We start from the raw sequence: 25,038 nt of genomic DNA on the forward strand, positions 1-25,038 counted from the left end.
GTTCAAAATGGTGTGCTAATATTTCAATTGAAAACGTTACCGATAAGGATACCGATAAGGATACCAAAAAGTGGGCTGGGGATTACTTAAGCAAATGAAAACGCTGACATAATTTTCACTAACAGCATCGGAACGTCTTCATGCGAGGTAATCTAATAAAAAGTACGAGGGGGAAGAAGAATGAAGAATATCAAAAAATATTTAGGGCTCATGTTAGTAATGTCTATGGTTGTTGTCTTAGCGGCAGGATGTGGGAATAAAGAGAATAATTCTGCATCCAATGATGGAAACGCTACATCTGGTAAAAAAGGGTCAGTTTATTTCTTGAACTTCAAACCTGAGATTGCAGAAATATATGAAAAGATCGCTAAGGATTACGAAGCAGAAACAGGAGTTAAGGTAAAAGTTGTAACAGCTGCTGCGGGTACTTACGAAACTAAATTGAAATCCGAAATCTCCAAGTCTGAAGCGCCAACTATTTTCCAAATTAACGGACCTGTTGGTTTTCAATCCTGGAAAGACTACACCTTGGATTTGAAAGATACTAAGCTTTACAGCTATCTGTCCGACAAAAGCTTGGCTGTAACTGAAGGTGAAGGTGTGTATGGTATCCCTTACGTAGTTGAAGGATACGGCATCATCTACAACGACGCAATTATGAAGAAATACTTCGCTTTGGCTGATAAAGCGGTATCGATCTCCTCCACAACTGAGATCAATAACTTCGACACTTTGAAAGCAGTAGTAGAAGATATGACGGCTAAAAAAGACCAACTGGGCATTAAAGGTGTATTCGCCTCCACTTCCCTCGCTGCTGGTGAGCAATGGAGATGGCAGACTCACCTTGCAAACTTGCCGCTGTATTATGAATTCAAAGACAATACTGAGTTTGACAACACCGTTCTTGCGGGTCTAGCTTCTAAAGAAGTTGAATTCAAATACAACGATAAATTTAAAAACATCTTCGATCTGTATATCAAGAACTCTGTAACTAAAGAATCCTTGCTGGGTAGTAAATCCGTAGCTGACTCCATGGCTGAATTTGCACTTGGTAACGCAGCTATGGTTCAAAATGGTAACTGGGCTTGGTCACAAATCAACGATGTTGACGGTAACGTAGTTAAAGCTGAAGAAATCAAATTCTTGCCTATTTATACAGGTATGGAAGGCGAAGAAAAACAAGGTCTGGCTGTAGGTACAGAAAACTATTTCGCAATCAACAGCAAAGTATCTGCTGAGAACCAACAAGCTTCTATCGCTTTCTTGGAATGGTTGTTCTCCAGTGAAAAAGGTAAAGCTTATGTAACTAACGATCTGGGTTTCATCGCTCCATTCAATACCTTTAAAGACAGTGAAAAACCAGCAGACCCACTTGCTAAAGAAGTATCTGCTTGGATGGAAAAAGATCTTACTTCTGTAGCTTGGACATTTGCAGCATTCCCAAGTGAAGAATTCAAAAACGTTTTTGGTGATGCCCTCTTGCAATACGCTCAAGGAAACAAAACTTGGGATGAAGTTGTAACCATCTTCAAGGACACTTGGAAGGCTGAAAAAGCAAAATAATAAATGCATGGAAAGATGCTTGAATAACACTCAGTTGTCATACAGATAAAAGCTTAGTGCCACTGGGCTCCCTCGGGATTCAGTGGCACTAAGCAACAATTGGAGTGGATCTTGCTACATCTGTTTCATCATTTTCCATACTGAGATAGGAGAAGACTCCATGGAAAAATCGATAAAAAAATATTTTGCTCTTTTTGCATTACCGACCATAATAGCCTTTGGAATTGCCTTTGTGATCCCTTTTCTGTTGGGTATATATTTGTCTTTTACAGAGTTTACTACAGTCAATGATGCAACATGGATAGGGTTTGGCAATTACGCTAAAGCTTTTTCGAATCAAGAGTTTCTAAATGCATTAGGTTTCACTGTTAAATTCACAGTTTTATCTGTTCTTACTATTAATGTGTTCGCCTTCATCTTGGCGATGTTGTTAACTAGAAAGCTAAAAGGTACCAACGTATTTAGAACGATCTTCTTTATGCCTAACTTGATAGGCGGTATCGTATTAGGATACATCTGGCAGTTGATTTTTAATGGGATTTTGTACAAATTCGGTGTCACTTTGACCTCTGATGCAACGTATGGATTTTGGGGACTAATCGTTCTTATGAATTGGCAATTGATAGGGTACATGATGATTATCTATGTTGCAGGTATTCAGAATGTTCCTAAAGATATAGTAGAAGCCGCAAGAATTGATGGAGCTTCACGTTCTAAGATTTTGCGTAATGTGACTATTCCACTCGTAATGCCGTCCATTACTATTTGTTTATTCTTAACCTTATCCAATTCATTTAAATTGTTTGACCAGAACTTAGCGTTAACCGCTGGTGCTCCTTCTAAGCAGACCTCCATGTTAGCACTGGACATCTACAATACATTCTACGGAAAATCAGGATGGGAAGGTGTCGGTCAAGCGAAAGCCGTCGTATTCTTTGCTTTAGTAGCCTTAATCGCCTTAATACAACTTGTCATTACTAGAAGAAAGGAGGTTGAGAACTAATGCAAAAGACTAGAGCAAAAGATTACTCCATATTCACCATTTTGTTGGTCTTGGCCATTGCGTTCTTATCTCCTATTTTTATTGTTCTGATGAACTCCTTCAAGGGTAAGTTCTACATTAGTGATACGCCGTTCTTATTCCCTAATGAGACTACATTTGTTGGTTTAAAGAACTATACTAGTGGTGCAGCAAAGATTGATTTCTTCAGTGCCTTCGGAATGTCCTTGTTTATCACGGTATGCTCGGTGGCTGTGATCGTGTTATTTACTTCCATGACTGCATGGTACATTACCCGGGTGAAGTCCAAATTCACAGGTATGATGTATTATGCGTTTGTATTCTCGATGATCGTGCCTTTCCAAATGGTTATGTTCACAATGACTAAGACTGCAAACGTGCTGCATCTCGACAATCCGATTGGGATTATCTTAATCTATTTAGGGTTTGGATCAGGGCTGTCTGTGTTTATGTTTAGCGGATTTGTGAAGTCTATCCCGCTTGAAGTTGAAGAAGCGGTAATGATTGATGGCTGTAATCCACCTCAGGCCTTCTTTAAAGTGGTATTGCCCATCCTGAAACCTATTGCTGTAACTGTAGCTATCCTTAATGTAATGTGGGTATGGAACGACTTCCTATTGCCAGACCTGCTGATTGGTACAGAGTATAAAACGATTCCTATTGCGATCCAGTACTTAAAAGGTGGATACGGATCGATTGACATGGGAGCTATGATGGCGATGCTGGTCTTAGCTATTGTGCCAATCATCATTTTCTACCTGACTTGTCAAAAGTACATCATCGAAGGTGTCGTTGCAGGTGCGGTTAAGGGTTAAGCTTGATCTACCTCGTTAAATAAATTAATATTCATGTAAGAAGCGAGTAGGGTGTTTTTCTTGATGGGTGACCATCAGGAATCCCCTGCTTTCTTATTTTGACTATGAAGTTGAATAAGGATTAAGGAGTTTGATAGATACTAACAAGTAAAGGATAGATAGAAATGGAGAGACTGACTATTATAGACATCGCCAAATTATGCGGTGTTGGCGTGACTACTGTATCAAGGGCTATTAACAATCATCCGGATATTAACGAAGAAACAAAAGCTATGGTTATGAGGGTTATCAAGGAAAATCATTATGTCCCGAACAACAGTGCAAGAAATTTAAAACGTTCTGATTCGAAAACGATTGCAGTATTGATTAAAGGGATATCCAATCCATTTTTTAGCCCGATGATCAAAGTGTTCGAAAAAGAGATCCAACGCAAGAAATACTCCTTCATCCTACAACGAGTTGATGAGAATCAAGATGAGATCGAAGTGGCGATTGAGCTGGAGAAAGAAAAACGGTTGAAGGGAATTGTCTTTTTAGGAGGGCTATTCTCACACTCTCAAGAGAAATTACAGCAATTAACGGTTCCATTTGTCCTTAGTACGATTGGGATGACGGAAGAGTTTGATTTGAGCGACTATTCTTCTGTATCTGTCGATGACTTTAATGAGAGTTATAAAATTGTCGACTATTTATGTAATCAGGGGCATGAGAAAATTGCGGTCATTACTGCACCAGAAGAAGATGTAAGTATCGGTAAGTTAAGATATGAAGGTTATAAAAAGGCTTTAGCTGATCATGGAATCACTTATAATGAACGGTTAGTGCGGCGGATGAAAGAAGATATCGACAGTTACAGCATGGAGAATGGGTATGCGGTTACAAAAGAATTGCTAGAGTTAGGAGAAGAGTTCAGCGCTATTTTCACCTTATCAGATAGTATGGCTATCGGCGCCTGTAAGGCGATATTTGAAGCGGGCAAGCGAGTCCCGGAAGATTACTCGGTTGCTGGTTATGACGGATTGGATATTTCCTTCTATTATAATCCTTCTATTACTACCATCAAACAGCCGGTAGTAGAGATTGCGGAAGCGACGATTAAGATTCTTTTTGATCTCATCAATAAGAAGGTTAATCATGCGCATCAGATTTTCCCGGCAGAATTAATAGTTAGAGAATCTACGAGGTCTTTATTGTAGTTTCAACAAGTGAGTATGTTTAAGTTTATTTACGAATCGGGGTGGGGAGATAGAACCGCAAGAGATTAAACCTAACGATATCAACAGCATCACACGGTTTCTCACCGCATTTGGTGATCCTACTCGGATTCGGATTGTTACGTTATTAGGGAATAAAGGTCGGCTGAATGTTGGGGAAATTGCAGGTGAATTCGAAATAAGCAGGCCAGCGATTTCACATCATCTCAAAATCCTACGGGATGCCCGCATTGTTGACCATAAAAAGAGAGGCCAGGAAGTCTATTACTGGCTGGCGCGTGAACGGCTAGCAACAAACTTTAGGGCGCTTGCTGATTTGGCAACGTCGTTTAATCATGGGGACTAAGCCATCTCAAGGGAATGGTTCAGTCCCATTTTAGGATAACCAGGCATTTACCATATCCGAGACGGGTTTATAGATAAATATCATCCATCCCAGTGGGTTAGAGAACGAAATATGTAACGCATTAATAAGACTGAAGAAAGTTCCCAGCAACAGAAGAAATGAGAAAATCCACATCTCCTTGATTAATTTTTTCCTCCACATCAGGGGAACTTCAATGGCTGCTATAATGGCTACAACTATGAGAATCACTACTATACCCAATATTCACAACCTCCCAAACCATCTAGTTTCGTGATATTAAGTCTTTGCTCAGTGCTCTTCTGAACATTACTGCGCTTAACAAAACCAAGTGTAGTAATAGGTTAACACTCGATACTCAAAGATTCCACCTACAGATATGCGCCTTGCGATGTTATACATGGTTTTGTTCACTCCAATTCATCACTTCGTCTCTTCTAGGAAAGAGTTAGTCACTTTCCCTAACAGGCGAATCTTAATATCCATCTTTACGCTTATTGGAAGGTTAACAAAGGTCTCATCCCAATTGTTTCGCAGTTTCTTCCACGCCTGCGGGTTAGAACGATGGATGATTTCGCCGAATCCAAAAATATCGCTTTTGTATTCATTCTGTACCTTTTTAATAGTAGTTTTAAATAAATTTTGGACTTTTTTATTGGCGATTTGTTCTAATTCGGTGATAGTTTTTGTGTCTGTCAGTTCTAGATTTCTACACTGAACCTCTCCTATATCTGATTCTATATGTTGCTCAATACTGACTTCTGGTTTGTCACTATGGATGCTGCCTTTCATTTTGGAACGGGCTTCAAATACATCAAGCGAAACCTTTTTACCTTCGGGACATTGGATATAGAAAACAGTGCTCTCAACTTTATTGGTTAAATAGTTATACACTTTTGATTCCTCAGGATTTAGCCAACCAATCAATTTGTCCTCCTTGAATACGGCCAATCCGGAGTATTTCAATTCTGTTGGAGAGTCTACCGTTTCAACATTATCCGGAGTTTCTCCTACATCTAGACTCCCCTCGATGACAACACCTGTTAAGACTGGATTCTTACCCCTACTCACAAGTTCTGTAATTAGTGTTCCTAATGTCACAGTAGATGTAGGTGCCCAATTTTTCTCCGAGCTTTCCAGACTGAAAAACAATCGCACGGCAGGAATCTTTTCAAGACTGGTTAATATTTTCAACGCATCTTCTGCCTTTGCATCCTTTGCTACCACTATAAAATAATCATTTCGCGTATCGGTATCTCTTGACATGAAATCAAGAACATCACTAATTCCCTCTTTAGCCAAATCCTCGCCAAGGACTAGGATTCGTAAATGAGAGATATAAATTTTACGTGGACTAACGGTTGTGATTTTCCTAAGGGCTTCATATACGGTATGCCCCGTCGCTTTGTAAAGGTTGACTGGTGCCTGAGGAGAGCCTCCCTTTGAGCCAGCGATTTGACTGGGTAAGACCACTTGTGCAGAAACTTGATATTGATCTCCAATTTTATCGATACCTATTCCTACAGCAATCGCAAGATCATTTAATTCTCGGCGGCTCCAGCAACCTGTTACAAATATTTGCATGAGAATAAGAACACAAATCAGAAGCGATCTTCGTTTCATGGTTTAATCCTCCGTTAGATCTTTCGGTATTCATGACTCCCAGCCCATCTTTAGCTTCTAGATTTTAAGCCTTTGCTCAGTGCCCTTCGAAACATCCCCACACCTAACAACACCAAGGGTAGAAATAACCCGAAGGTTATAACATAGTACACCCAATAATTATCGAATACTTTGTTGTAATAGGTGTAATTTGGCGCAATAAGAGGTGCTAGTGTAACCAAAATTAATCCTGTGGGTAGAGTTAGCACTCGGTACTCTTTTAGTTTGAATAATTGAGACAACCCCAGAACGAAAGCATAGAAGTATAAGGTAACTTCTATAAACAAGGTTAACATCCAAAGTAGTGCTATCATGGCTTCCACCCGCTCGAAGAAACCACCAACGGATATGCGCCTTGCAATGTTATAACTGGGATAGATATCCCTGGTTGTCAGATCCGGACCCAGCACTAATATGGAAATAGTGATTGTCAGGAAGATAATAATACCGCCTAAGAAACAGCCCTGTAATAAGCCTTTGGTTATCTTTTGTTGTTGGTGTACATAAGGGAGAAACATTAGAAAAAACAACCGGTTCTAAAAAGGTGTAAGCCGTAATGGAAATAGACCCTCTCACCACTGGTTTTATGCCATCCTCCAATATGGGCAGTAATCTGACAATCTCCATCTGAGGAATAATTGCGACCGTCAGAATCAGAAATAGGATAATAATCATAGGTGTAAAGATCTCTCCAGCTCTTCCTATGACTTCAATACCTAGTCGTGTAGCCATAATCACGATCACCATGAATAAGATTAAAACAGCCGGAATAGGGGTTCTCGGTAATATTTCGGATGTAACGAACTCACTGAGTTCTCGCATGCTTCCAACGGTGACGATAAGAAAATACATTAAGGTCAAAAGCGATAGAATAGTCCCAATCCATTTTCCAAAAGCCTTTTGAATCACTTCAATAAGCGTTAGTTTGGGGTACAACTTTGCGAACTTGCTGTACATATAGATGGCTAGTAAACCTACGATCATGCCAATTAATGCGGAAATCCAGGCATTTTGTCTGGCGTAGTGTGTAGTGGAAGGGGGGATTACGAGAATGGAGTCCCCGATCGTAAGGAACATAACCAGTATGGTAAGCTGGCGAGTACTTATTTTACCTTTTTCGAGCATGGCTTTGTTCACTCCAATTTATCACTTCATAGGTCAAGGTTTCAGGGGCTATTCCTCTGTGAGATCTCCCGGTTTTTCCGGTGGTGTGCTCTTTTCCCGAACGATATTTTTTTTATTGATTAGCTTAGGGCGGGTAAACATAGCCCAATGCGGCATTCGGAAAAAGGTGTCCTTTTGATCGGCGAGATTATAGGGAGCAAATGGGCTCAAATAAGGAACGCCAAAGGAACGTAAGCTGCACATGTGAAGAACTATCGCAATAACCCCGATGATGATACCGAACAAACCAAAAGATGCAGCAAGGAACATCATCGGGAAACGGAGCATTCTGATGGTCAGGGCAAGATCGAAGGATGGCAGCACAAAGCTGGAGATAGCAGTAATAGCGACGACAATAAGCATGGCAGCAGAAACAATGCCGGCATCAACTGCCGCAGTCCCAATCACCAGGGTACCTACAATGGATACAGATTGGGCTATGGTTTGAGGCATTCGTACACTCGCTTCCCTTATAATCTCGAAGGCAAGCTCCATTAAGAGTGCTTCAATAAATGCTGGAAGCGGTACGCCCTCCCGTTGTGCAGCTAGACTGATCAGCAGGGTTGTGGGCAGCATCTCCTGATGAAAGGTAGTAATAGCTACATACAAAGATGGGGCTAGTAGTGAAATAAAAATACTGAAGTATCTAAGCATCCGTACTAAGGTGCTGACATCGGCACGTTGATAATAATCTTCCGCTGTCTGCATGAAGGAAACGAATAAGGTAGGGACCGTCATTACTATAGGAGTCCCATCTACTAATATGGCTACTTTTCCTTCCATAAGAGCAGCAGCTATAACGTCAGGACGTTCCGTATGATGGATGGTTGGAAATGGGGTATAGGTTTCATCCTCGATTAATTCTTCGATATAGCCACTTTCCAGGATACCGTCAATGTCGATCCGATCTAAACGTGAGTGTACTTCTTGCAGAATCTCATCACTAACAATGCCATTGATGTACATGAGGGCTACGTCTGTCTGTGTTACACGTCCAATTTGCTGTGTTTCTAACCAAAGATTGGGGTCTTTTATTTTCCGCCGGATTAATGCGGTATTCGTGCGTAAGCTTTCTGTGAAGGCTTCCTTTGGTCCACGAATCACCGTTTCAGTGGCACTTTCCGTTACGCCACGGTCTTTCCAGTCACGCATGCCTATGGTGAACCCTTTGGTATATCCATTGAGTAAGAGGATCACATCTCCGGATAATAGAGAGGTGAATAAAGAATTGAACTCCGTCGCATCTTTAATATCCCCTACAGTGAGCATGTGATCTTTTAATAATTGATAGTTGGCTGTTTGTGTATCAAGACTTGGATCTGGAAGTTCTAAGATTAGTGATTCCAGAATGAAATCCTGAATAGCTTTACTATCCGCCAATCCATCTGTATAGAAAATAGCTGCTTTAATCTGGTGTTTGGAACCAATAAAGAATTCTCTAATCACAAGATCTGTACTATTGCCGAGTGTTGTTTTTATATATTGAATATTATCTTGAAGTTTTTCTTTAATAGGTTCCTTAGGTAATTCTTTAGTGGGGTTGGGGTGCCCTAATGAAGGGTTCTTAAAAACTTTTGTTATTGTTCTGTTCAGAAATCCCATAGTTGTTATCCCTCTTCCGCTGGTGCTGTAAATATAGCTATTACCATAATGAGGTGGGATTATTCTGAACCATAGATGGGTTCATACACACCAAAAAAGCCGCAGAGAGATTCTCTGCAGCTAGCTAGAAGCGCTTAATTAAGACTTTAAGACGTCCAATCGTTATATAAATGCTTCTCCGTTAGGATGGACAACAACTGAATACCAACCTCATTATGGCCACCTTCAGGGATGATCAGGTCAGCGTATTTTTTGGATGGTTCGATAAACGCTTCATGCATAGGTTTAACTGTACTCAAATATTGATGATGGATCGACTGGATGCTCCGTCCACGTTCTTCAATATCTCTAAGGACCCGGCGGAGAATACGCACATCAGGATCGGCATCCACGAATACCTTGATGTCGAGCATTTCACGGAGATTCTCGTCAGAAAGGACGTGGAGTCCCTCAATGATTACAATATTGTTTGGCTTCAGTTCTACCGTCTCTGTAGTGGAGCGGGCATGGACTGTAAAGTCATACACGGGAGCGAATGCGGTCTGTTCTTCACGCAGAGATTTAAGATGCTCAATGAGCAGCTCGTTATCGAAAGCGAAAGGATGATCGTAATTAATGGATTCACGTTCAGCAAAGCTGAGATGTGAGTGATCCTTATAGTAGTTATCTTGAGATATGAAAGTTACCTTTCCCGTTCCAAGACGGTCAATGACGGAGCGGGCTACGGTTGTTTTTCCCGAGCCGGTGCCGCCGGCGATACCAATAATGAGCATGTGATTCAATAACCCTCCCTAAGATTGCCGTTGCAATTCCAATATTGTAGCACAGCGCTCATGTTTTTTCACCTTAGATCGGGTAAAATTAAGATGGGATTTTTGGAAATTCGTCTATATTAGGGACAAGGCAAATCCGGAAGGGGTTATTCAACGAATGAACGGAAAAAAATCAGTACAAGAGGCTTTTAATGAAACGGCCTATCGAATCGCAGGGAATGGGAATAGAGATGTGCAAGTGTTGAAGGAAGCCTTGGCAGCCGTAGAGAACAGTATGGCATCTGATATCTATGGAACGGGCGAAGTGATTGAAGATTTCCAGACGAAAATGGCGAATATCCTGGGCAAAGAAACCGCAGTTTTCTTTCCGAGCGGAACGATGGCGCAGCAAATCGCTTTAAGAATCTGGTGCGATGAAAAAGAGGTGAAAAAAGTAGCCTATCATCCCTTATGCCACTTGGAGATTCATGAGCAGGATGGCATGAAGGAATTACATCATATTGAGGCTATCTTGCTTGCGGATAAGGACCGATTAATCACTTTGGAGGATGTGGCGAATCTAAAGGACGATATCGCTTGTCTGTTGCTGGAATTACCCCAGCGCGAGATTGGTGGTCAGCTGCCAGAGTACACGGAGCTTGAAGCTATTTCTGCTCATTGCCGTGCACGCGGCATTAAATTGCATTTGGATGGGGCGAGATTATTTGAGATTCTTCCGTATTACGGGAAGTCAGCAGCTGAAATCTCTGCACTCTTTGATAGTGTGTATATATCCTTTTATAAAGGAATTGGAGGAATCGCCGGGGCAATTCTTGCAGGCAGCGAAGACTTTACGAAGCAATCAAAGATATGGAAACGGCGGCATGGTGGAGACTTAATCAGCTTATATCCGTACATCATTTCTTCTGATTATTATTTCCGGCAAAGAGAGGGCAGGATGCAGCAGTATTATGAAGGCGCGAAGGAGCTTGCTGCTTGGGTTAATCAATGTCACGACGTAACCACTCTGCCCGCTCAACCTGTCTCCAATATGTTTCACATGCATTTTCAAATGTCTAAGGAACAAATTGAACCGATCCTGTCAGCGGTGTATGAGGCGACAGGAATCGGTTTAAGCGCGGGTATAAGAGCTACCGGGGAACATACTTCTTATTGTGAGATCAGCATTGGAGACAAGTATGCCGACATCCCAAAAGAAAAGCTTAGAGAGTTTTTTCTGCTGCTCGATAAGCTAATGAGCGAATCATCTGCCGAGTAGCGTACGGAGTAAGGAGATTCGTAATAATTGTTTTTTAATAAGCTTCATGCGAAACTCATTTTTTAATTGATTGTAGATCAGCGGGCAATGGTTAAGCGCCCAATGGTACATGAATTTAAAGTCTGTAGCATCTTTTGCAGAATTTAATAAATAGTATGAGATCGTATCGTAAGCATTATGGTTGAACCATTCCGTCATTTCCTGTGCGTTATATCCATATTTCTGCACGGCCATATTCTTAATGAGTTTCTTTTCTTCCAGATTCTCAATTAAGAATCCTTGGCTCAGATTAAAGGTGATATTGTTCCCGTGTATTCTGTACACGCCGGCAATCACATCAATGAAGCCCGCATCACCTACCAGCAGGGAACGCAAATAGATGGAAGCATCGTTGACCATATTCATATCTAGGATATCCATAGCCATTAAGGCCTCTCGTTTAAAAACAGTAGTTAAAGTAGAGGCGGGTTTTGGATATTCTTTTTTCTCAAAATTCATGAAATAATCGCGTTTCTTAATAATGCTGCTAAGCTGCAGATTGGAGATTTTTAGTTGTTTGGCTTTGGAATACTCCAGGAATACATTCGCAGCTACAAATGAAATTTCGGGATGAAGGAGATGGAAGCGGACCGCTTTACTGAAATAATTCATGTCGATCAGATAATCATCATCATCGAGAAAAAGAACATATTCCCCATCACCATGTGCAGCGAAAGCTTTTCGGCGATTATTTCCAGGTCCGCTATTGGTAGCATTGCGCATGTAAATGACCCGTGGCTCCGCCCCAAAGTGTTGCTGCATTAACTCTTCCGTGCCATCTGTAGAACAATCATCAATCACTGTAATCTCTTTATTGGGATAGTCCTGCATTAAGATACTTTGGATCGCTTGGTATAGGAATGCTTTTCTATTATAGGTAGTGATAATGACACTGATCTTGGGGGAATCGGCTAAGGACTGGACCGTTGGATAGGAAATTTCCGTATCCGAAATGCGGCTTTCCATTTTAACCAACCCCTGAATTAAACCATCGATATCGCTGGCCACAATGCTGAATTGTTCAGATAAATAGAATTTCAAGGTATCCTCTGAAGCCCTCCCCGTGAGATAAGCATGAATAACTTCAGATAAGGTTTCCAGATAAGGTTTGATTTGTACATTTTGTTCTTGATCTATGATCTGGCGGCATCTTTGCAATAGTTCTGTATCATCTATTTGGATGGTGGGTGAATGGTTTATTTCATCATTTAGGTCATTTAAAAAGACGTAACAGGCTTGCTGCAAAACCTCGCTATGATCCATTTCCAGTCCTCCTGTTGTGTTATTTGGATAAACCACTTACCTCAGGCTGAGCGTTAATTTTATTTTTGAGTTTATATCGATACTTTTTGAGATGTTCCCATGTATAGAGGAAGACTTCCCGTTCCATTAAAGAGCCGATCACAAAATATACAGGCAAGATCACTAGTCCTAGAAGTACACCCCAGATCATAAGCCCCAGATAGGAATGGATCGGGATGTCGATGGCGGTGGTGATGAGAATAATACCTACAAAAACTACTGCATTCGTGAGCCATCTTCTAAAAGTGACCCAAGGACTGCGGTCCAGTAAATGTTTGCTGGCATAGATTACAATATCTATGGAGCGGTATAAGAGGGCAGCTATCGTTCCCATTAGTACACCGTAAATTCCCATGAAGATTACCAAGACAATAGAAGCCACCAGATTAATGGCGGATTCCAGAATGGAACGGTTTTGTGTTTTTTTGAAATGTCCAGCGATGGTAATCACATTATTGGAAGACGTTCTGGCATTGGTTAATAATTTGATGACTACGAACAGGATCGGCAGCCACATATCAATGTAATTCACGTCGTTTACCCCAGCCGTATACAATTTCATAAAGGGTAAAATCAAAATGTAAGCCACCGTTAGAATCGAGAAGATAAGCCCCATAAAATACACTTCGTAAGCATCATAAAATTTAATAAATGCTTCTTTGCTCTCATGGTAGCTTTGCCCGAGGGCAGCCTTCACACTTCCGTTTATGGTCTGGACGATATTATCCACGATCGTAAAAATCATATTGTACATAACATAGATACTGACGATTTTTAGATTCGTAAAGATGGTTAATATAAGTACGTCCGTATTTCTAAACACCAAGTAGGAGATTTCATGGACTAATACGGAATTCTTTTGGCCAATAGCTTCATAGTCTGGTTTAAGATTCAGGTTGATCCACTTGTAATTCTTATTCATATAAATATAGAAAGCGATAATTTGAAGTAAGGTTAAGATAAAATAGGAAGCTTGAACGGCAATAATGTCCACACCTTGCAGTAATAACAGAATCCGGATCAGGCTGTTCATAATATTAGCTACAGTGACAATAGAAGTCTCTACATAGCTTTTTCCCTCCGCAGCGAGCAGGACCTTGAATTTTCCCTGAAAATAATAATTGATCGCTCCGCCCATCCCTGTAAGCAAAATAATGACCATAATCGATAATTTATCGATCTCAGAAGAGATCACCAGCGGGTACACGATGGCGAGTAGCAGTACGGCGAAGAAATAGTAAATGCCTGTTTTTTTATAATAGCTGGAGGTGGCAGCCAGAATAGAGTTAATATTGTTTTTATTATTCGAAGCTACCGGCTTATAAAGCGCTTGGATCGAGGCCGCTCCAACACCTGCTTCCAGCAGCGCCAAATAACTAATAATCTGCACAATCGAAGCGATCAACCCATTGGCCTCAGAGCCATAGTTGACCATTATCAGTCTGGGTATAAAAAAACCGAGGATGATCGTGATGAGTTGACTTCCCAGTCCAAAGGATAAGTTAAGAATGCTCCGCTTGGCTTTCATAACGAATCCCCCTTTCGTAAAGCGATAAATACGTATCTAGATGCTCGAAATGCCTTTCGGCTTGTTTTGCTTGCAGTGTGACATCCATAGAGCAGGTGATCATACTTTCAAAAATCTGTGCAGGCTGGACCTGTTCCAGCGTATTGAAATCGGCATACAGACCTGTGAACCCAACATCTTTCATTACATTGATCATTTTTTTGCTGTAGGCTACGGGGAATACCGGTTTATTAAATACCCAGCCCAGAATCATTGCATGGAATCTTGAAGCCACAATAGATCTGGCATTAGCTAACACGGACAATACTTCTTCCATGTTCGTTTTATATAAATGCACTTGCATAGCATCCTTGTAGGAGGGACCGATAAGGCGCTGAATCTCTTCAATTGCCAGTTGATCGCCTTCGTGTTCGCAAAATGACATGAAATGAACCGCATAACCTTTTTCAATGAAATAAATTGCGAGTTCTTTCATTTTTTCATAATAGAGGTTGTCAAAACCGTTCAGACCTTTCGCAGAAGGTTTAATAACGGATAAGACGATGTAATCCTCCGGTTCGTTTGGAATATCTGGCGGGTCTAGCTGAAAAATAATATCTGGGGCTAAGCGGACATTATCCAGATCCTTAAATAAATCATAAGAGTACTGTTCTCTGAAACATATATCTGTATAATCCTTGAAAATCCGCTTGTGCTCATCATAGTATTCTTGATTTGTAAAAGGGCCAAAATTAGATCCTAACAGATAGTAAGGCTTATTTTGATTACGAATGACTTCTGCATTCTTGAAATGCTCTGCCCAGTGGTCTGCCTCCATGAAAATCGAGCCGCCGATATGAACGACGCCATCGGAGTGATCTGCCAGATATTTGTGAGCCACATTATGTATCTTTAGCTTCCTGCAAATATAGCCAATGCCTCTTAGAAGAAGGGAATCGGAAGGATACACTTTGAGGTTAGGGATCTCTTTGAAACATAGTTTATAGAGGCGTGGTGCGCAGATTCTGAATCTGGTATCCGGATATCTTTCGCACAGCACCTTAATAAATAGATCATCGCCCAGATTAAATTCAGTATAGGCGTATATCAGCATTTTTTTCATATTCTAGATTCCTTTCGGGTTCCGTTCCCTTTAAGTAGGTTTCGCTTGAACCTGGATAAGCCTCTCTCCACAGAGATGAATCTGTGATATAGAAGCGGGGAGATTAAAAATGTTCTGATATAAAGGGTTAATCTGCGATTATCTCCTCTATAACGTCTTATGAGTTCATCCATTTCTTGATTGAGCTTGGGATAGGTATGGTTGATGTCACGAAGTAATTCCTGAATGCTTACCCCTTCCGTACCATTTAGACAGGTTTTGAGGTTGAAAAAGTAGTTCTCAATCAGCTCCCGGTTCATTAACAATGGGGAAATCGTATCTAGTTCAGCAAAGGGATAGGTTTTGAAATATTCATCCACCCTTTTAAAAGCATCCACTACATCAAATTTATTCACGTTATAGCTGTTGGAGATGGAGGAGTTTCTCTGTAAATAAAATGATAGTATATCCGGGATTGAGATGACTCTGGCCGCTCTGGACAAGGCTTTGTAGATGAACTCTTGATCCTCTCCATTCACACAGCGTTCTGTATAACCTAGCTCGTGGAGAAGTAGGAATTCTCGCTTATAAGCGATACTCCCTGTCCATATTCGCAAGCTCTTGTTCACGAAAATCCGCGCCAGTGCTTCACTTCCCGTCACGTCGCTGAAATCAGAGGTACAGCTCAATAGAGTTTCTCTGCCTTCGGAGACATGATTATAACCCCAGCAAATAATCTCGGGTTGTTCATCTTGGGTATAAGACTGAAGGGTTGAGACCAAGTCTGCGGAGACATAATCATCTCCATCTACAAAAAGAACATAATTACCTGTGGCTTCAGCTAAACCCCTATTTCTAGCCGCGCTTACTCCATGATTCTCCGTTCGAATGACTTTACAGAAAAGGGCGGGATTACGCGAAAGAATCTTTTCTATAACGTTGTAAGTGTTATCCGTAGAACCATCATCTACGATGATGACCTCGAAATGCGGATCGCTTTGGTCAAGGAGTGAATTGAATATAGGGGTTATATACTGCTCTATATTGTATACCGGGATCACAAGGCTTAGATTCATGGGCTCGCTCCTTTCCTGTGTAAAACGGGACGATAAGCTATCTTAAGCTTACCCCTCGTATGAAAAGATTGTATATACTACTTTAGTTTACTTATTGCTGGCTCTACTCGTTGTAGCATCATGTGAATAATAATTATTACAATATGTAAAATGAAAATATTATGGTTTGGTTTAACATAGATAGAAAGCCAACAAAACGTTCGAAGCGGAGGGATCTGGGATGCAGCTGCAAAAAATATTCGTGAACGGTGAGAGACTGAAGAATACAATCGAGGCATTTGCCGATTATGGGCGTACAGATAAAAATGGCGTGACCCGATTATCGCTGGCCGAAGAGGATATTAAAGTTCGGGAGTATTTTCGTGCCTGTTGTGAAGAGCTCGGAATGTCTGTGAAGATGGATGATATGGGGACGATGTATGCCACATTGGCAGGCGAAACTTCCGGGCCTCCGATTGTGATTGGCTCGCATATGGATACTGTGAAAAAAGGGGGCAGATTCGATGGCGTCCTAGGGGTTATCGCGGGTCTAGAGGTTGTGCGGACGCTTGTAGATCACGGGATTAAGCCGAAGGTTCCGGTGACGATTATGAATTTTACGAATGAAGAGGGGGCACGTTTTGAGCCATCGATGATGGCCTCTGGTGTGTTGTCCGGAAAGTTTGATAAAAGTGTTATGTTGAACAAAAAGGATCCAGCGGGCATTAGCTTTGGTGAAGCGCTGGAGAAGAGTGGATATAAGGGAGAGATGAGCAATCGTATCACCGAAGCCACCGCTTATTTGGAGCTTCATATCGAGCAAGGGCCTGTTCTTGAAAAAGAGGAGCTGGCGATTGGGCTGGTTGACTGTGTAGTTGGTATGGCCTGTTACGAGATTGAGGTGACGGGAGAATCCGATCATGCGGGCACAACCCCCATGGCGATGCGCAAAGATGCTTTGTTTGCTGCCACAGACCTGATTATTGAGCTGCGGAGCAAGCTGGGGGCGCTCGATTCCGAGCTTGTGTATACCATGGGCAGAATGAATGTGCTTCCTAATATCCATACCGTCATTCCCAATAAAGTGATTTTCACTATTGAAGCCAGACATAAAGATATGGAGATTGTGCGTGAAGTGGAAGCCATTATTAACGGTTTGCCAGAGCAACTGCTGGGTTGTGAAGTAAGCAAAACTAAGCTTTGGGGCCGAGATACGGTGTGGTTTGATCAGAATGTGTGTGATTTGGTGGAGCAAGCGGCTCAAACCTTAGGTTATTCCAGTCGAAAGATCGCAAGTGGTGCAGGGCATGATGCACAGTTCGTAGCCAGCTTTCTGCCATCCGCAATGGTGTTCGTGCCTAGCGTGAATGGTAAAAGCCATTGTGAAGAGGAACTAACCTCTTATGAAGACTGCGAAAAAGGGGTAAATGTAGTGTTAGAAACAGTGATGTTGTTATTATCAAGATAGTCCATGTAACTTAATATAACATTATGCGATATGGTAGTCGCTTTAATTTCATACAAAATCGTCAAAAAGGCACTCTATAGGGTGTCTTTTTTTATGAGATAATAAAGATGGTTGTGTTGAGTACCAAAGTGGTTAAAGATTAATGGGCAGTTAAGTCAGATCCTTTGTGTAAAAACACAATCATGGTAGATAATATTTTAATTTTTTAACAAAATGGGAATGCTAATCGTATGTTATTATTCTTTACATAAGGGATCTACATTAGATGGGAGAGATGAATGATGATTATCGGAGTACCTAAAGAAATTAAAAACAATGAAAATCGTGTTGCCATAACCCCTGCGGGTGTAGTTAGTTTAATTACTGAAGGTCATCAAGTGCTCGTAGAAGCTGGAGCCGGTGTGGGCAGTGGATTTCCTAACGAAGAGTATGTCTCTGCCGGAGCACAACTGATTGAGGATGCAGCAAAAGTCTGGAGCTCCGCTGAAATGGTGATGAAGGTAAAAGAACCATTGGCAACGGAGTACCCCTATTTCCGTCCAGGCCTTATTCTATTTACGTATCTTCATCTTGCTCCAGAGCCTGCCTTGGCTGCTGCGCTTAAAGACAAAGGTGTCTTTGCGATCGGATATGAGACGGTTGTTCATGGACGCACCTTGCCGCTGTTAACACCGATGAGCGAAGTAGCTGGCCGGATGTCCGTCCAATTGGGAGCGCAGTTCCTGCAAAAGAACTACGGCGGACAAGGTATTCTTCTTTCCGGTGTTCCTGGCGTTAGCCGAGGTAAAGTGAGTATTATTGGCGGCGGTGTAGTAGGTACTAATGCAGCTAAAATGGCTATTGGCTTAGGTGCAGATGTTACGATAGTTGACCTCAGTGCGGAGAGACTACGTCAATTAGATGACATTTTTGGAGCACAGATCAATACGTTGATCTCTAACCCTTATAATATTGCGAAAGCAGTGGCTGAAGCCGATCTGCTGGTAGGCGCCGTGTTAATTCCGGGTGCCAAAGCACCGAAGCTGGTTACCGAAGAAATGGTCAAGACCATGAAGCCGGGATCGGTGATTGTCGACGTGGCCATTGACCAAGGTGGCATTGTAGAAACCATCGACAGAGTGACGACACATGATAATCCCGTGTTTGTGAAACACGGCGTGCTGCATTATTCCGTGGCTAATATGCCGGGCGCTGTTCCTAAGACCTCAACTATTGCCTTAACAAATGTTACAGTTCCATATGCCCTGCAAATTGCCAATAAAGGTGTGATCAAGGCGATCCAGGATAATGACGGCCTAAGAAGCGGCGTGAATGTAGCCAATGGCAGAATCACCTGCCAAGCTGTTGCCGAAGCGTTGGGTGAGACACCTTATACGGTTGAGCAAGCCATGGAGCAGACTTTCACATTGATCTAAAATAGACACGTTCCATAATGGAATGAGCCAAACAGCAAGCTCTCTGGGGGGAGCTTGCTGTTTGGCGTTTCTTGGGGAGGAGATCGGGTGGAAGTTTGTCAGTACGGTGTTAAAGTAAATAGATTGCGTTTCAGTGTGATTAGATACATTAGGTGTTTGCTCGTGTGGTGTGATGGTGGAAAGATTACGTAGTGAAGTTGGCTAGATCAGGTGGAAGTTTGTCAGTACGGTATTAAAGTAAATAGATTGCGTTTCAGTGTGATTAGATACATTAGATGTTTGCTCGTGTGGTGTGATGGTGGAAAGATTACGTAGTGAAGTTGGCTAGATCAAGCTAATTTTGATTAGTTTTTGCTTCTGCGACGGTGAAAGCTTTGATGAGAGATGTTTAGGGAAATTCTCCCTAAAAAAACGCAAAAATAGCTTTAAAATGCTGTTATTAGGGAATTCCTCCCTAAAAAACGAGGAATACGCCTGTTTATACGCAAAACGGAAGAAAATCAGGGAGGATTTCCCCAATTATGATCGTGTGATGCTTAAAGTGCAGAATATTAGGGAGGATTTCCCTAATTATGATCGTGTGATGATTAAAACACAGAATTTCCGGGCGATGTTCCCTAAAAACCATCTATAACATTCGGTAAACACCAACAACTATTAAACCTTCCCAAACACCCGACAAAACTCCCCACAAAACTTCCCACACCACCCCCAACAAAACCCCCACCAAACATCCCCGTCCCAAACACCTTCCTCAACTAGCCGATCTCGTCCCTCACCTAAACCAGCTATTTATCTTATAGTCAGTTAGGGGGATGCATACTATAATGAAATCACTCTAGAGTACAGGATTTGGTTATTCTTCAGGTGGGAGTGAAGCTAGTGACAGATAAAGATCCATTATTTGATCGTTTTTTCGACAGTATGGAATCATTGGCGGATACGATAAGTGAATCGCTACAGTCTCAAGTTACCATCGAGGACAGCAATCATCATGTGATTGGCTACAGCTCGCATGAATTTGAGAGTGACTCCGCGCGGATTTCAACGATTATCGGGAAGCGTGTACCTAACGCTGTGATTATTGGCTTGCGCAAAAAAGGGATTATGCAGCAGCTGGAGAGCGCGGCACATCCCATTCGAATTCCTGCGGTGCTGGAGGTGGGACTTGGTCCCCGGCTGGCCATTTGTATCAAACATCAGAAGGAAATTCTCGGGTACATATGGGTAGTAGATACAGGCAACCTGGTAGAAGGGCATGCCGAAAATATCGTTGAGAAAGCGGCAGGTATCGTAGGCCGTTATTTACTTAAGCAGCGAGGCTGGAAAACGAAGCAGGATAAAACGCATGAGGATTTTTTCTGGAAGCTGATTACCTCCCACTACGACAACGAAGCAAATATTAAAAAGGATGCGGAATTTTGGTCCATTCTTTTGCCGGAAAAATATTATATTAGCGTGTTTGAGAGTGACAAGGTAATCGATGATCATTTAATACTCCGGTTTCGGCAGGTTGTGGCTTCTTATTCCGGCCTGCAATTATTATTTCTGACGGCTGAGCATAATCGGCTGATTATTTTGTTTTCTTTCAGCTTTGTGATCGAAGGGGCGGGTGGATTATCTTCATTCCTGCATAAAACAATGGAGGATATGTATAAGAGTGAAGGCTGCACACTGGCTGCTGGCTGTAGTCTCGATTACACTGAATATATGTCCGCGGCTATTGCCTATTGGGAAGCGGTATCCATTGTGGAGATCAAAAAGCTGCTGCCTTTTCATGGGCGGGAGCTGCTATTGTACGAGGAGATTGGGTTTTGGGCATATATACCGGCTATTATGGAGCAAAAGCGCAGTCGAATTCGTAAAAGCCCGTTGCTATATCCGCTAAAAGAACATGATCGCGAGCATAAAAGTGATTTTCTCAAAACCATCGCTGTCTATTTATCATTAAGCGGCAATTTAAAGGAATCCGCGGCTTTTTTACATATACACACTAATACATTGCTTTATAGATTAAACCGAATCGCAGAGATTACGGGCAAAAGCTTGAAGGATACGGGTTATCGGACTTCTATTTTCCTCGATATTTTGACGGAAGAGACACGGCAGCTTAACCAATGGTTTGTCGATGCCTGGGAATCATGAGAATTAAGCACCAACCCGGTGACGAACACGTACAATAACCTATATTTAGAACCTATAACATTGGAGGGACTAAGCATGGTGAAGGAAGTTCGTTCACCCGATGCCCTTGACTTTGAACGCAAAATGAGAGAAAGCATCGTGGAATCGGCTGAAGCTTTAAATGAAAGTGGAGTGGATTTTGCAACATTTGATGATTCCCGCTGTAATCCGCTGTTTTGGACACGTACAGAGATTGGTGGACTTCAGCTGAACGCTGGCGTGGAACCCACAGTGGGGATTAAAGATATTTTTCGGAATGGACATTTATATGCCTTCGAATGCGCGACAGCCATGGTTATTGTTTTGTATAGGGCGACAATTGAAGCTATAGGTGAAGGAGCCTTTAATAAGTATTTTAAGGACTTGTTCTTATGGGACTGGAATTATGATGAGAATTTACGCTTAATCACAAACTACAACAAGGACCACACGCAGCGGGGAGACGTTGTATATTTCAAGAATCCCGATCATGCTCCGAGCAAGCCAGAATGGCAGGGCGAGAATGCAATTAAGCTTGAAAATGATCTGTTCTACGGCCATGGCATAGGGATTACTACTGGAGAGATCATCATAGACTCTCTGAATCAGGAAAGAGTATATGGGAGTGATATCTCGGCCTATTTAACGGATGAATCGGTGCATCCAGACTTTAATTACTTACAGCGGTTATCTGCAGGAACGGTTTTACCGGCAGCCAACAATAGAAGCTTCCGATACACTGTATGTTCAAGAATAGGGTCTAGAAACTATATTTATAAGATCTAGCGTCTGCCTATTGTATACTTACTGAGCAATGCAAAGAGAGGGCACTTTTGTATTGTTCATTTTTTTATTCACAAAAGAAAGGGATAGAGCTTCAGATAACTCTGAAAACTCTATCCCTCTTTTTTAATTAAGGACTACCACGTCGTTTCTAATTTGTTATAGCTCAATAAAATCGTTGCGGAATTTCTCGAAATCAGATTTTCTGCATTCCAGCTCAAGGCGTGTGCCTGTTTCTTCATAGCTAGTAGATTGAACATGGGCATGTTCATTGAAATAAGAGACTACATTACCCCGATCAAATGGAACCAGAATCTCGCACTGGACATAGTCCGTAAAAACATGGCTGCGGATCAGAGCGGTAAGTTCAGCCATTCCACTATTTTGCTTGGCGGAAAGGTAGACATTGTCACCTTCAATTTGCGGGTAAGGCAAATCAGTCAGATCAGCCTTATTATAGGCATAGATCGTTGGAATCTGGTCAGCGCCGAGTGCTTTAAGCGTCTCATCCGTAACCGCCATATGTTGTTGATGCTGCGGATCGGAAATATCGACTACGTGAATCAATAAGTCCGCTTCGGTAACCTCTTCAAGAGTGGAGCGGAACGCTTTGACCAGATGATGGGGAAGCTGGCTGACGAATCCGACAGTATCTGTTAATAAAAAGGTTTTGTGATCAGGCAGCTCAATGCTGCGAACCGATGTCTCTAGTGTAGCGAACAGCATATCCTTGGCGAATACTTGTTTATTGGAACCTGGATGGTAAGTCTCTACCATGACATTCATTAAGCTGGACTTTCCGGTGTTCGTATAGCCTACAAGGCAGACGACGGGAACTTCATTTTTATGCCGTTGTTTCCGCTGGATTTGACGTCTTGCTACTTGTTGCTGCAGTTCAACCTGTAAAGCAGTGATCCGCTCTTCAATTCTTCTGCGGTCCAGCTCTAGCTTGGTTTCACCCGCACCTCTGTTTTTAAGTCCAGCTCCGCCACCTTGTCTGCCCAGCGACTCACGAAGACCTGTGAGGCGCGGCAGCATATATTGCAGCTTGGCTACTTCAACTTGCAGCTGTGCTTCCTTGGTCTTCGCTCTTTCCGCAAAAATATTCAAGATTAGAATGGTCCGGTCAATGACCTGACGGTCCAGTGCGGACTCCAAATTGCGGATCTGTGAAGGTGACAGTTCGTCGTTAAAAATAACAATAGGAGCATCGTGTGCTTCTAAAAGTGCCGATAATTCCTCGATTTTACCTGTCCCGATATAATGGGAGGGGTTAATTCGACTTGCCTTTTGACTAAGCTCTCCTACGACTTCAAGGTCACAGGCAGCTGCCAGATTGCTCAGCTCTTCCATCGAATAGGCGAAATTCGTTTCGTTCTGAAGCTGGACACCGACTATAATTGCTTTTTCTCGTATTTGTTCCATATATTTATTCATCCTCCAATAGTAAATAATAAACGCAAAAAAACACAGGCAATCTGCCTGTGCTTACGGTTCGTTAGAGGACGTCAGAGTTAGGGCCTTCCATAGGTAGAATGAATTAAACAACAGTCCAGTCGCAGGGAAGAGGCACTTTGATCCCTTGCGAGCAGCAGTTGGCTAATCGGCTTCTATGGATGTTCAATTCTTAAAGGAATGGAGGTGAAGAGAATCCTCCCTACACGCTGTTGTTAAATTATCGGGTTACCTTTAAAAATGGGTAGACCAATCCTGAGTCCTCTGCACATGGGCAGAGCTTTAGCGCTATTCAATTAGCCGCGCAAAGTTCTAACTCGGATAAAGTCTATCACACGTAACCCTCCGTTCATAAAAAGTTAAGTCGAGTTTACCACATTCGTTATTTAGTGGCAAATCTCTATTTAGGCTCTGGAACATCTCTTGTATTTTAATTACATCCAATAATTCTAAACAATGTTTACATATCATATATGAATTGATATATAGGAGGTGTGATGACATTGCCTGTTCTGTCCACAAACACCATTATTAATTTACCTGTCGACGGTACTCGGCCAATAGATCAAGTAGTGATCAAAGTTGTTAACAATGGATCGGCTGGCGCGTTTTGTTATATTACGGGCTTATCCAATAGTGTCAGTCCCCAGGCCATTTTTGTTGAAGAGTTATTTGAGCTGCAATATCAGGAGACCTTAAGCAAGACCTATGTCATGGTAGAGGATTTATTCCAATTTAATTTTGTATATTCGCAGGAGCAGATGAAGATTCAGGTTTTTCTTGTTGATGTGGACGGTGTATGGACCGCCGTTGATCTTGAAGTGTTTCAAGTGAGCCGGATAACTTCGGAAATACGTGATAACGTGTCCGTTACATCGACTGACTTCGCAGCAATCAGCTTTATGAGGCGTCCCGGCTTTGCTATTCCACAAGGTCTTGCGGCTGAGATTCGACCGGCAGCTTTAGATGTTATGTCCAAAAGACCAGTGCGCTATATGATCGTTGCAGGCGGGACACTTGATGGGACCTTCGAGAATTATCCTACACCGACTACGAATATTCCTGCCACGGACACGGCACTGCTAGTGAACTATACCTGCACTACGGTCACGGGTGGAAAAGTTATTATGCAAGGTACAGGATCAGGGATTTCTGGTGCGTATGCGAATCTGGCGGTCAATTTGCTTAATGAGCGACTCTCATACGAGTTCCATGATGAACCTGTCACATTGGTGGTAAACTCCCTCTCGGGCGGGGATGATCTCGCAGTCACCTTTAAAATGTCCGAGCAATGGTAATTATTCTTGTGAAAA

The 25,038-nt window shown here is 42.1% G+C and carries 22 protein-coding genes; 11 read left to right on the forward strand and 11 right to left on the reverse strand.

The window, feature by feature from the left end; all coding sequences use genetic code 11:
* Positions 1-180: 180 nt before the first annotated feature.
* From NSS82_RS01525 to NSS82_RS32605, 5 genes are all read left to right on the forward strand, one after another.
* Positions 181-1,563, forward strand: a complete 1,383-nt coding sequence (locus tag NSS82_RS01525) for an ABC transporter substrate-binding protein (RefSeq protein WP_076107314.1) — start codon at positions 181-183, stop codon at positions 1,561-1,563.
* Positions 1,564-1,723: 160 nt separating this feature from the next.
* Positions 1,724-2,566 carry a carbohydrate ABC transporter permease gene (locus NSS82_RS01530; protein ID WP_036687240.1) on the forward strand — a complete coding sequence of 281 codons (843 nt, stop codon included), beginning with the start codon at positions 1,724-1,726 and terminating at the stop codon, positions 2,564-2,566.
* Entirely contained in the window at positions 2,566-3,399 is an 834-nt protein-coding gene (locus NSS82_RS01535) for a carbohydrate ABC transporter permease (RefSeq protein ID WP_076126965.1), read from the forward strand. The genes NSS82_RS01530 and NSS82_RS01535 overlap by 1 nt, the downstream gene beginning before the upstream one ends.
* A 164-nt stretch (positions 3,400-3,563) precedes the next feature.
* Complete coding sequence (locus NSS82_RS01540; RefSeq protein WP_076274137.1) at positions 3,564-4,595, forward strand: LacI family DNA-binding transcriptional regulator; 1,032 nt, start codon at positions 3,564-3,566, stop codon at positions 4,593-4,595.
* 88 nt (positions 4,596-4,683) lie between these two features.
* Entirely contained in the window at positions 4,684-4,959 is a 276-nt protein-coding gene (locus NSS82_RS32605; protein WP_367946839.1) for an ArsR/SmtB family transcription factor, read from the forward strand.
* A gap of 30 nt (positions 4,960-4,989) precedes the next feature.
* On the opposite strand, the gene NSS82_RS01545 is transcribed toward NSS82_RS32605, so the two are convergent.
* The 6 genes from NSS82_RS01545 to udk form a co-directional block, all read right to left on the reverse strand.
* A complete protein-coding gene (locus NSS82_RS01545; RefSeq protein ID WP_235219548.1) occupies positions 4,990-5,220 on the reverse strand; it encodes a hypothetical protein in 231 nt (76 codons plus the stop codon).
* Positions 5,221-5,400: 180 nt separating this feature from the next.
* A complete protein-coding gene (locus NSS82_RS01550; RefSeq protein WP_076274136.1) occupies positions 5,401-6,600 on the reverse strand; it encodes a Ger(x)C family spore germination protein in 1,200 nt (399 codons plus the stop codon).
* A 50-nt stretch (positions 6,601-6,650) separates the two neighbouring features.
* Entirely contained in the window at positions 6,651-7,085 is a 435-nt protein-coding gene (locus tag NSS82_RS32610) for a GerAB/ArcD/ProY family transporter (protein ID WP_445668226.1), read from the reverse strand.
* On the reverse strand, positions 7,003-7,764 hold the full coding sequence (locus tag NSS82_RS01555; protein ID WP_081386808.1) for a GerAB/ArcD/ProY family transporter: 762 nt from the start codon (positions 7,762-7,764) through the stop codon (positions 7,003-7,005). Before NSS82_RS01555 ends, NSS82_RS32610 begins: the two co-directional genes overlap by 83 nt.
* Before the next feature lie 48 nt (positions 7,765-7,812).
* On the reverse strand, positions 7,813-9,405 hold the full coding sequence (locus tag NSS82_RS01560) for a spore germination protein (RefSeq protein WP_076224507.1): 1,593 nt from the start codon (positions 9,403-9,405) through the stop codon (positions 7,813-7,815).
* Positions 9,406-9,551: 146 nt separating this feature from the next.
* Positions 9,552-10,178 (reverse strand): uridine kinase, encoded by a 627-nt coding sequence (gene udk / locus NSS82_RS01565; protein ID WP_036687251.1) that lies wholly within the window; start codon positions 10,176-10,178, stop codon positions 9,552-9,554.
* A 157-nt stretch (positions 10,179-10,335) separates the two neighbouring features.
* Between udk and NSS82_RS01570 the strand changes: the two genes are divergently transcribed.
* On the forward strand, positions 10,336-11,436 hold the full coding sequence (locus tag NSS82_RS01570) for a threonine aldolase family protein (RefSeq protein ID WP_076274135.1): 1,101 nt from the start codon (positions 10,336-10,338) through the stop codon (positions 11,434-11,436).
* Here the strand turns inward: NSS82_RS01570 and NSS82_RS01575 are convergent.
* The 4 genes from NSS82_RS01575 to NSS82_RS01590 are packed head-to-tail and all read right to left on the reverse strand — an operon-like array spanning position 11,422 to position 16,462.
* Positions 11,422-12,738: a glycosyltransferase family 2 protein gene (locus NSS82_RS01575; RefSeq protein ID WP_076274134.1), complete on the reverse strand. Its 1,317-nt coding sequence runs from the start codon at positions 12,736-12,738 to the stop codon at positions 11,422-11,424. The genes NSS82_RS01570 and NSS82_RS01575 overlap by 15 nt on opposite strands.
* Before the next feature lie 19 nt (positions 12,739-12,757).
* Positions 12,758-14,305 carry a sugar isomerase gene (locus NSS82_RS01580; protein WP_076274133.1) on the reverse strand — a complete coding sequence of 516 codons (1,548 nt, stop codon included), beginning with the start codon at positions 14,303-14,305 and terminating at the stop codon, positions 12,758-12,760.
* Positions 14,280-15,407, reverse strand: coding sequence for a polysaccharide pyruvyl transferase family protein (locus NSS82_RS01585; RefSeq protein ID WP_076141422.1), 1,128 nt, complete (start codon positions 15,405-15,407; stop codon positions 14,280-14,282). Before NSS82_RS01585 ends, NSS82_RS01580 begins: the two co-directional genes overlap by 26 nt.
* Positions 15,404-16,462: a glycosyltransferase family 2 protein gene (locus tag NSS82_RS01590; RefSeq protein ID WP_076274132.1), complete on the reverse strand. Its 1,059-nt coding sequence runs from the start codon at positions 16,460-16,462 to the stop codon at positions 15,404-15,406. The genes NSS82_RS01585 and NSS82_RS01590 overlap by 4 nt, the downstream gene beginning before the upstream one ends.
* Before the next feature lie 220 nt (positions 16,463-16,682).
* Here NSS82_RS01590 and NSS82_RS01595 point away from each other — a divergent pair, with 220 nt between their 5' ends.
* The 4 genes from NSS82_RS01595 (at position 16,683) to NSS82_RS01610 (ending at position 22,273) form a co-directional block, all read left to right on the forward strand.
* The gene (locus NSS82_RS01595) at positions 16,683-17,909 is read left to right on the forward strand and encodes a Zn-dependent hydrolase (protein ID WP_076274131.1); all 1,227 of its coding nucleotides are present in this window, start codon (positions 16,683-16,685) and stop codon (positions 17,907-17,909) included.
* A gap of 281 nt (positions 17,910-18,190) precedes the next feature.
* Positions 18,191-19,324 carry an alanine dehydrogenase gene (gene ald, locus NSS82_RS01600; protein WP_076274130.1) on the forward strand — a complete coding sequence of 378 codons (1,134 nt, stop codon included), beginning with the start codon at positions 18,191-18,193 and terminating at the stop codon, positions 19,322-19,324.
* An 882-nt stretch (positions 19,325-20,206) separates the two neighbouring features.
* Entirely contained in the window at positions 20,207-21,469 is a 1,263-nt protein-coding gene (locus NSS82_RS01605) for a PucR family transcriptional regulator (RefSeq protein ID WP_076274129.1), read from the forward strand.
* Positions 21,470-21,544: 75 nt separating this feature from the next.
* The gene (locus NSS82_RS01610) at positions 21,545-22,273 is read left to right on the forward strand and encodes a hypothetical protein (protein ID WP_036687267.1); all 729 of its coding nucleotides are present in this window, start codon (positions 21,545-21,547) and stop codon (positions 22,271-22,273) included.
* A gap of 156 nt (positions 22,274-22,429) precedes the next feature.
* On the opposite strand, the gene hflX is transcribed toward NSS82_RS01610, so the two are convergent.
* Positions 22,430-23,695: a GTPase HflX gene (gene hflX / locus NSS82_RS01615; protein ID WP_036687269.1), complete on the reverse strand. Its 1,266-nt coding sequence runs from the start codon at positions 23,693-23,695 to the stop codon at positions 22,430-22,432.
* A 527-nt stretch (positions 23,696-24,222) separates the two neighbouring features.
* On the opposite strand from hflX, the gene NSS82_RS01620 reads away from it, so the two are divergent.
* Positions 24,223-25,023: a hypothetical protein gene (locus tag NSS82_RS01620; protein WP_036687271.1), complete on the forward strand. Its 801-nt coding sequence runs from the start codon at positions 24,223-24,225 to the stop codon at positions 25,021-25,023.
* The last annotated feature ends 15 nt before the right edge of the window (positions 25,024-25,038 follow it).

Origin of the sequence: Paenibacillus sp. FSL H7-0735, assembly GCF_038008505.1 — a bacterium.
Classification (GTDB): Bacteria; Bacillota; Bacilli; order Paenibacillales; family Paenibacillaceae; genus Paenibacillus_AQ; species Paenibacillus_AQ odorifer.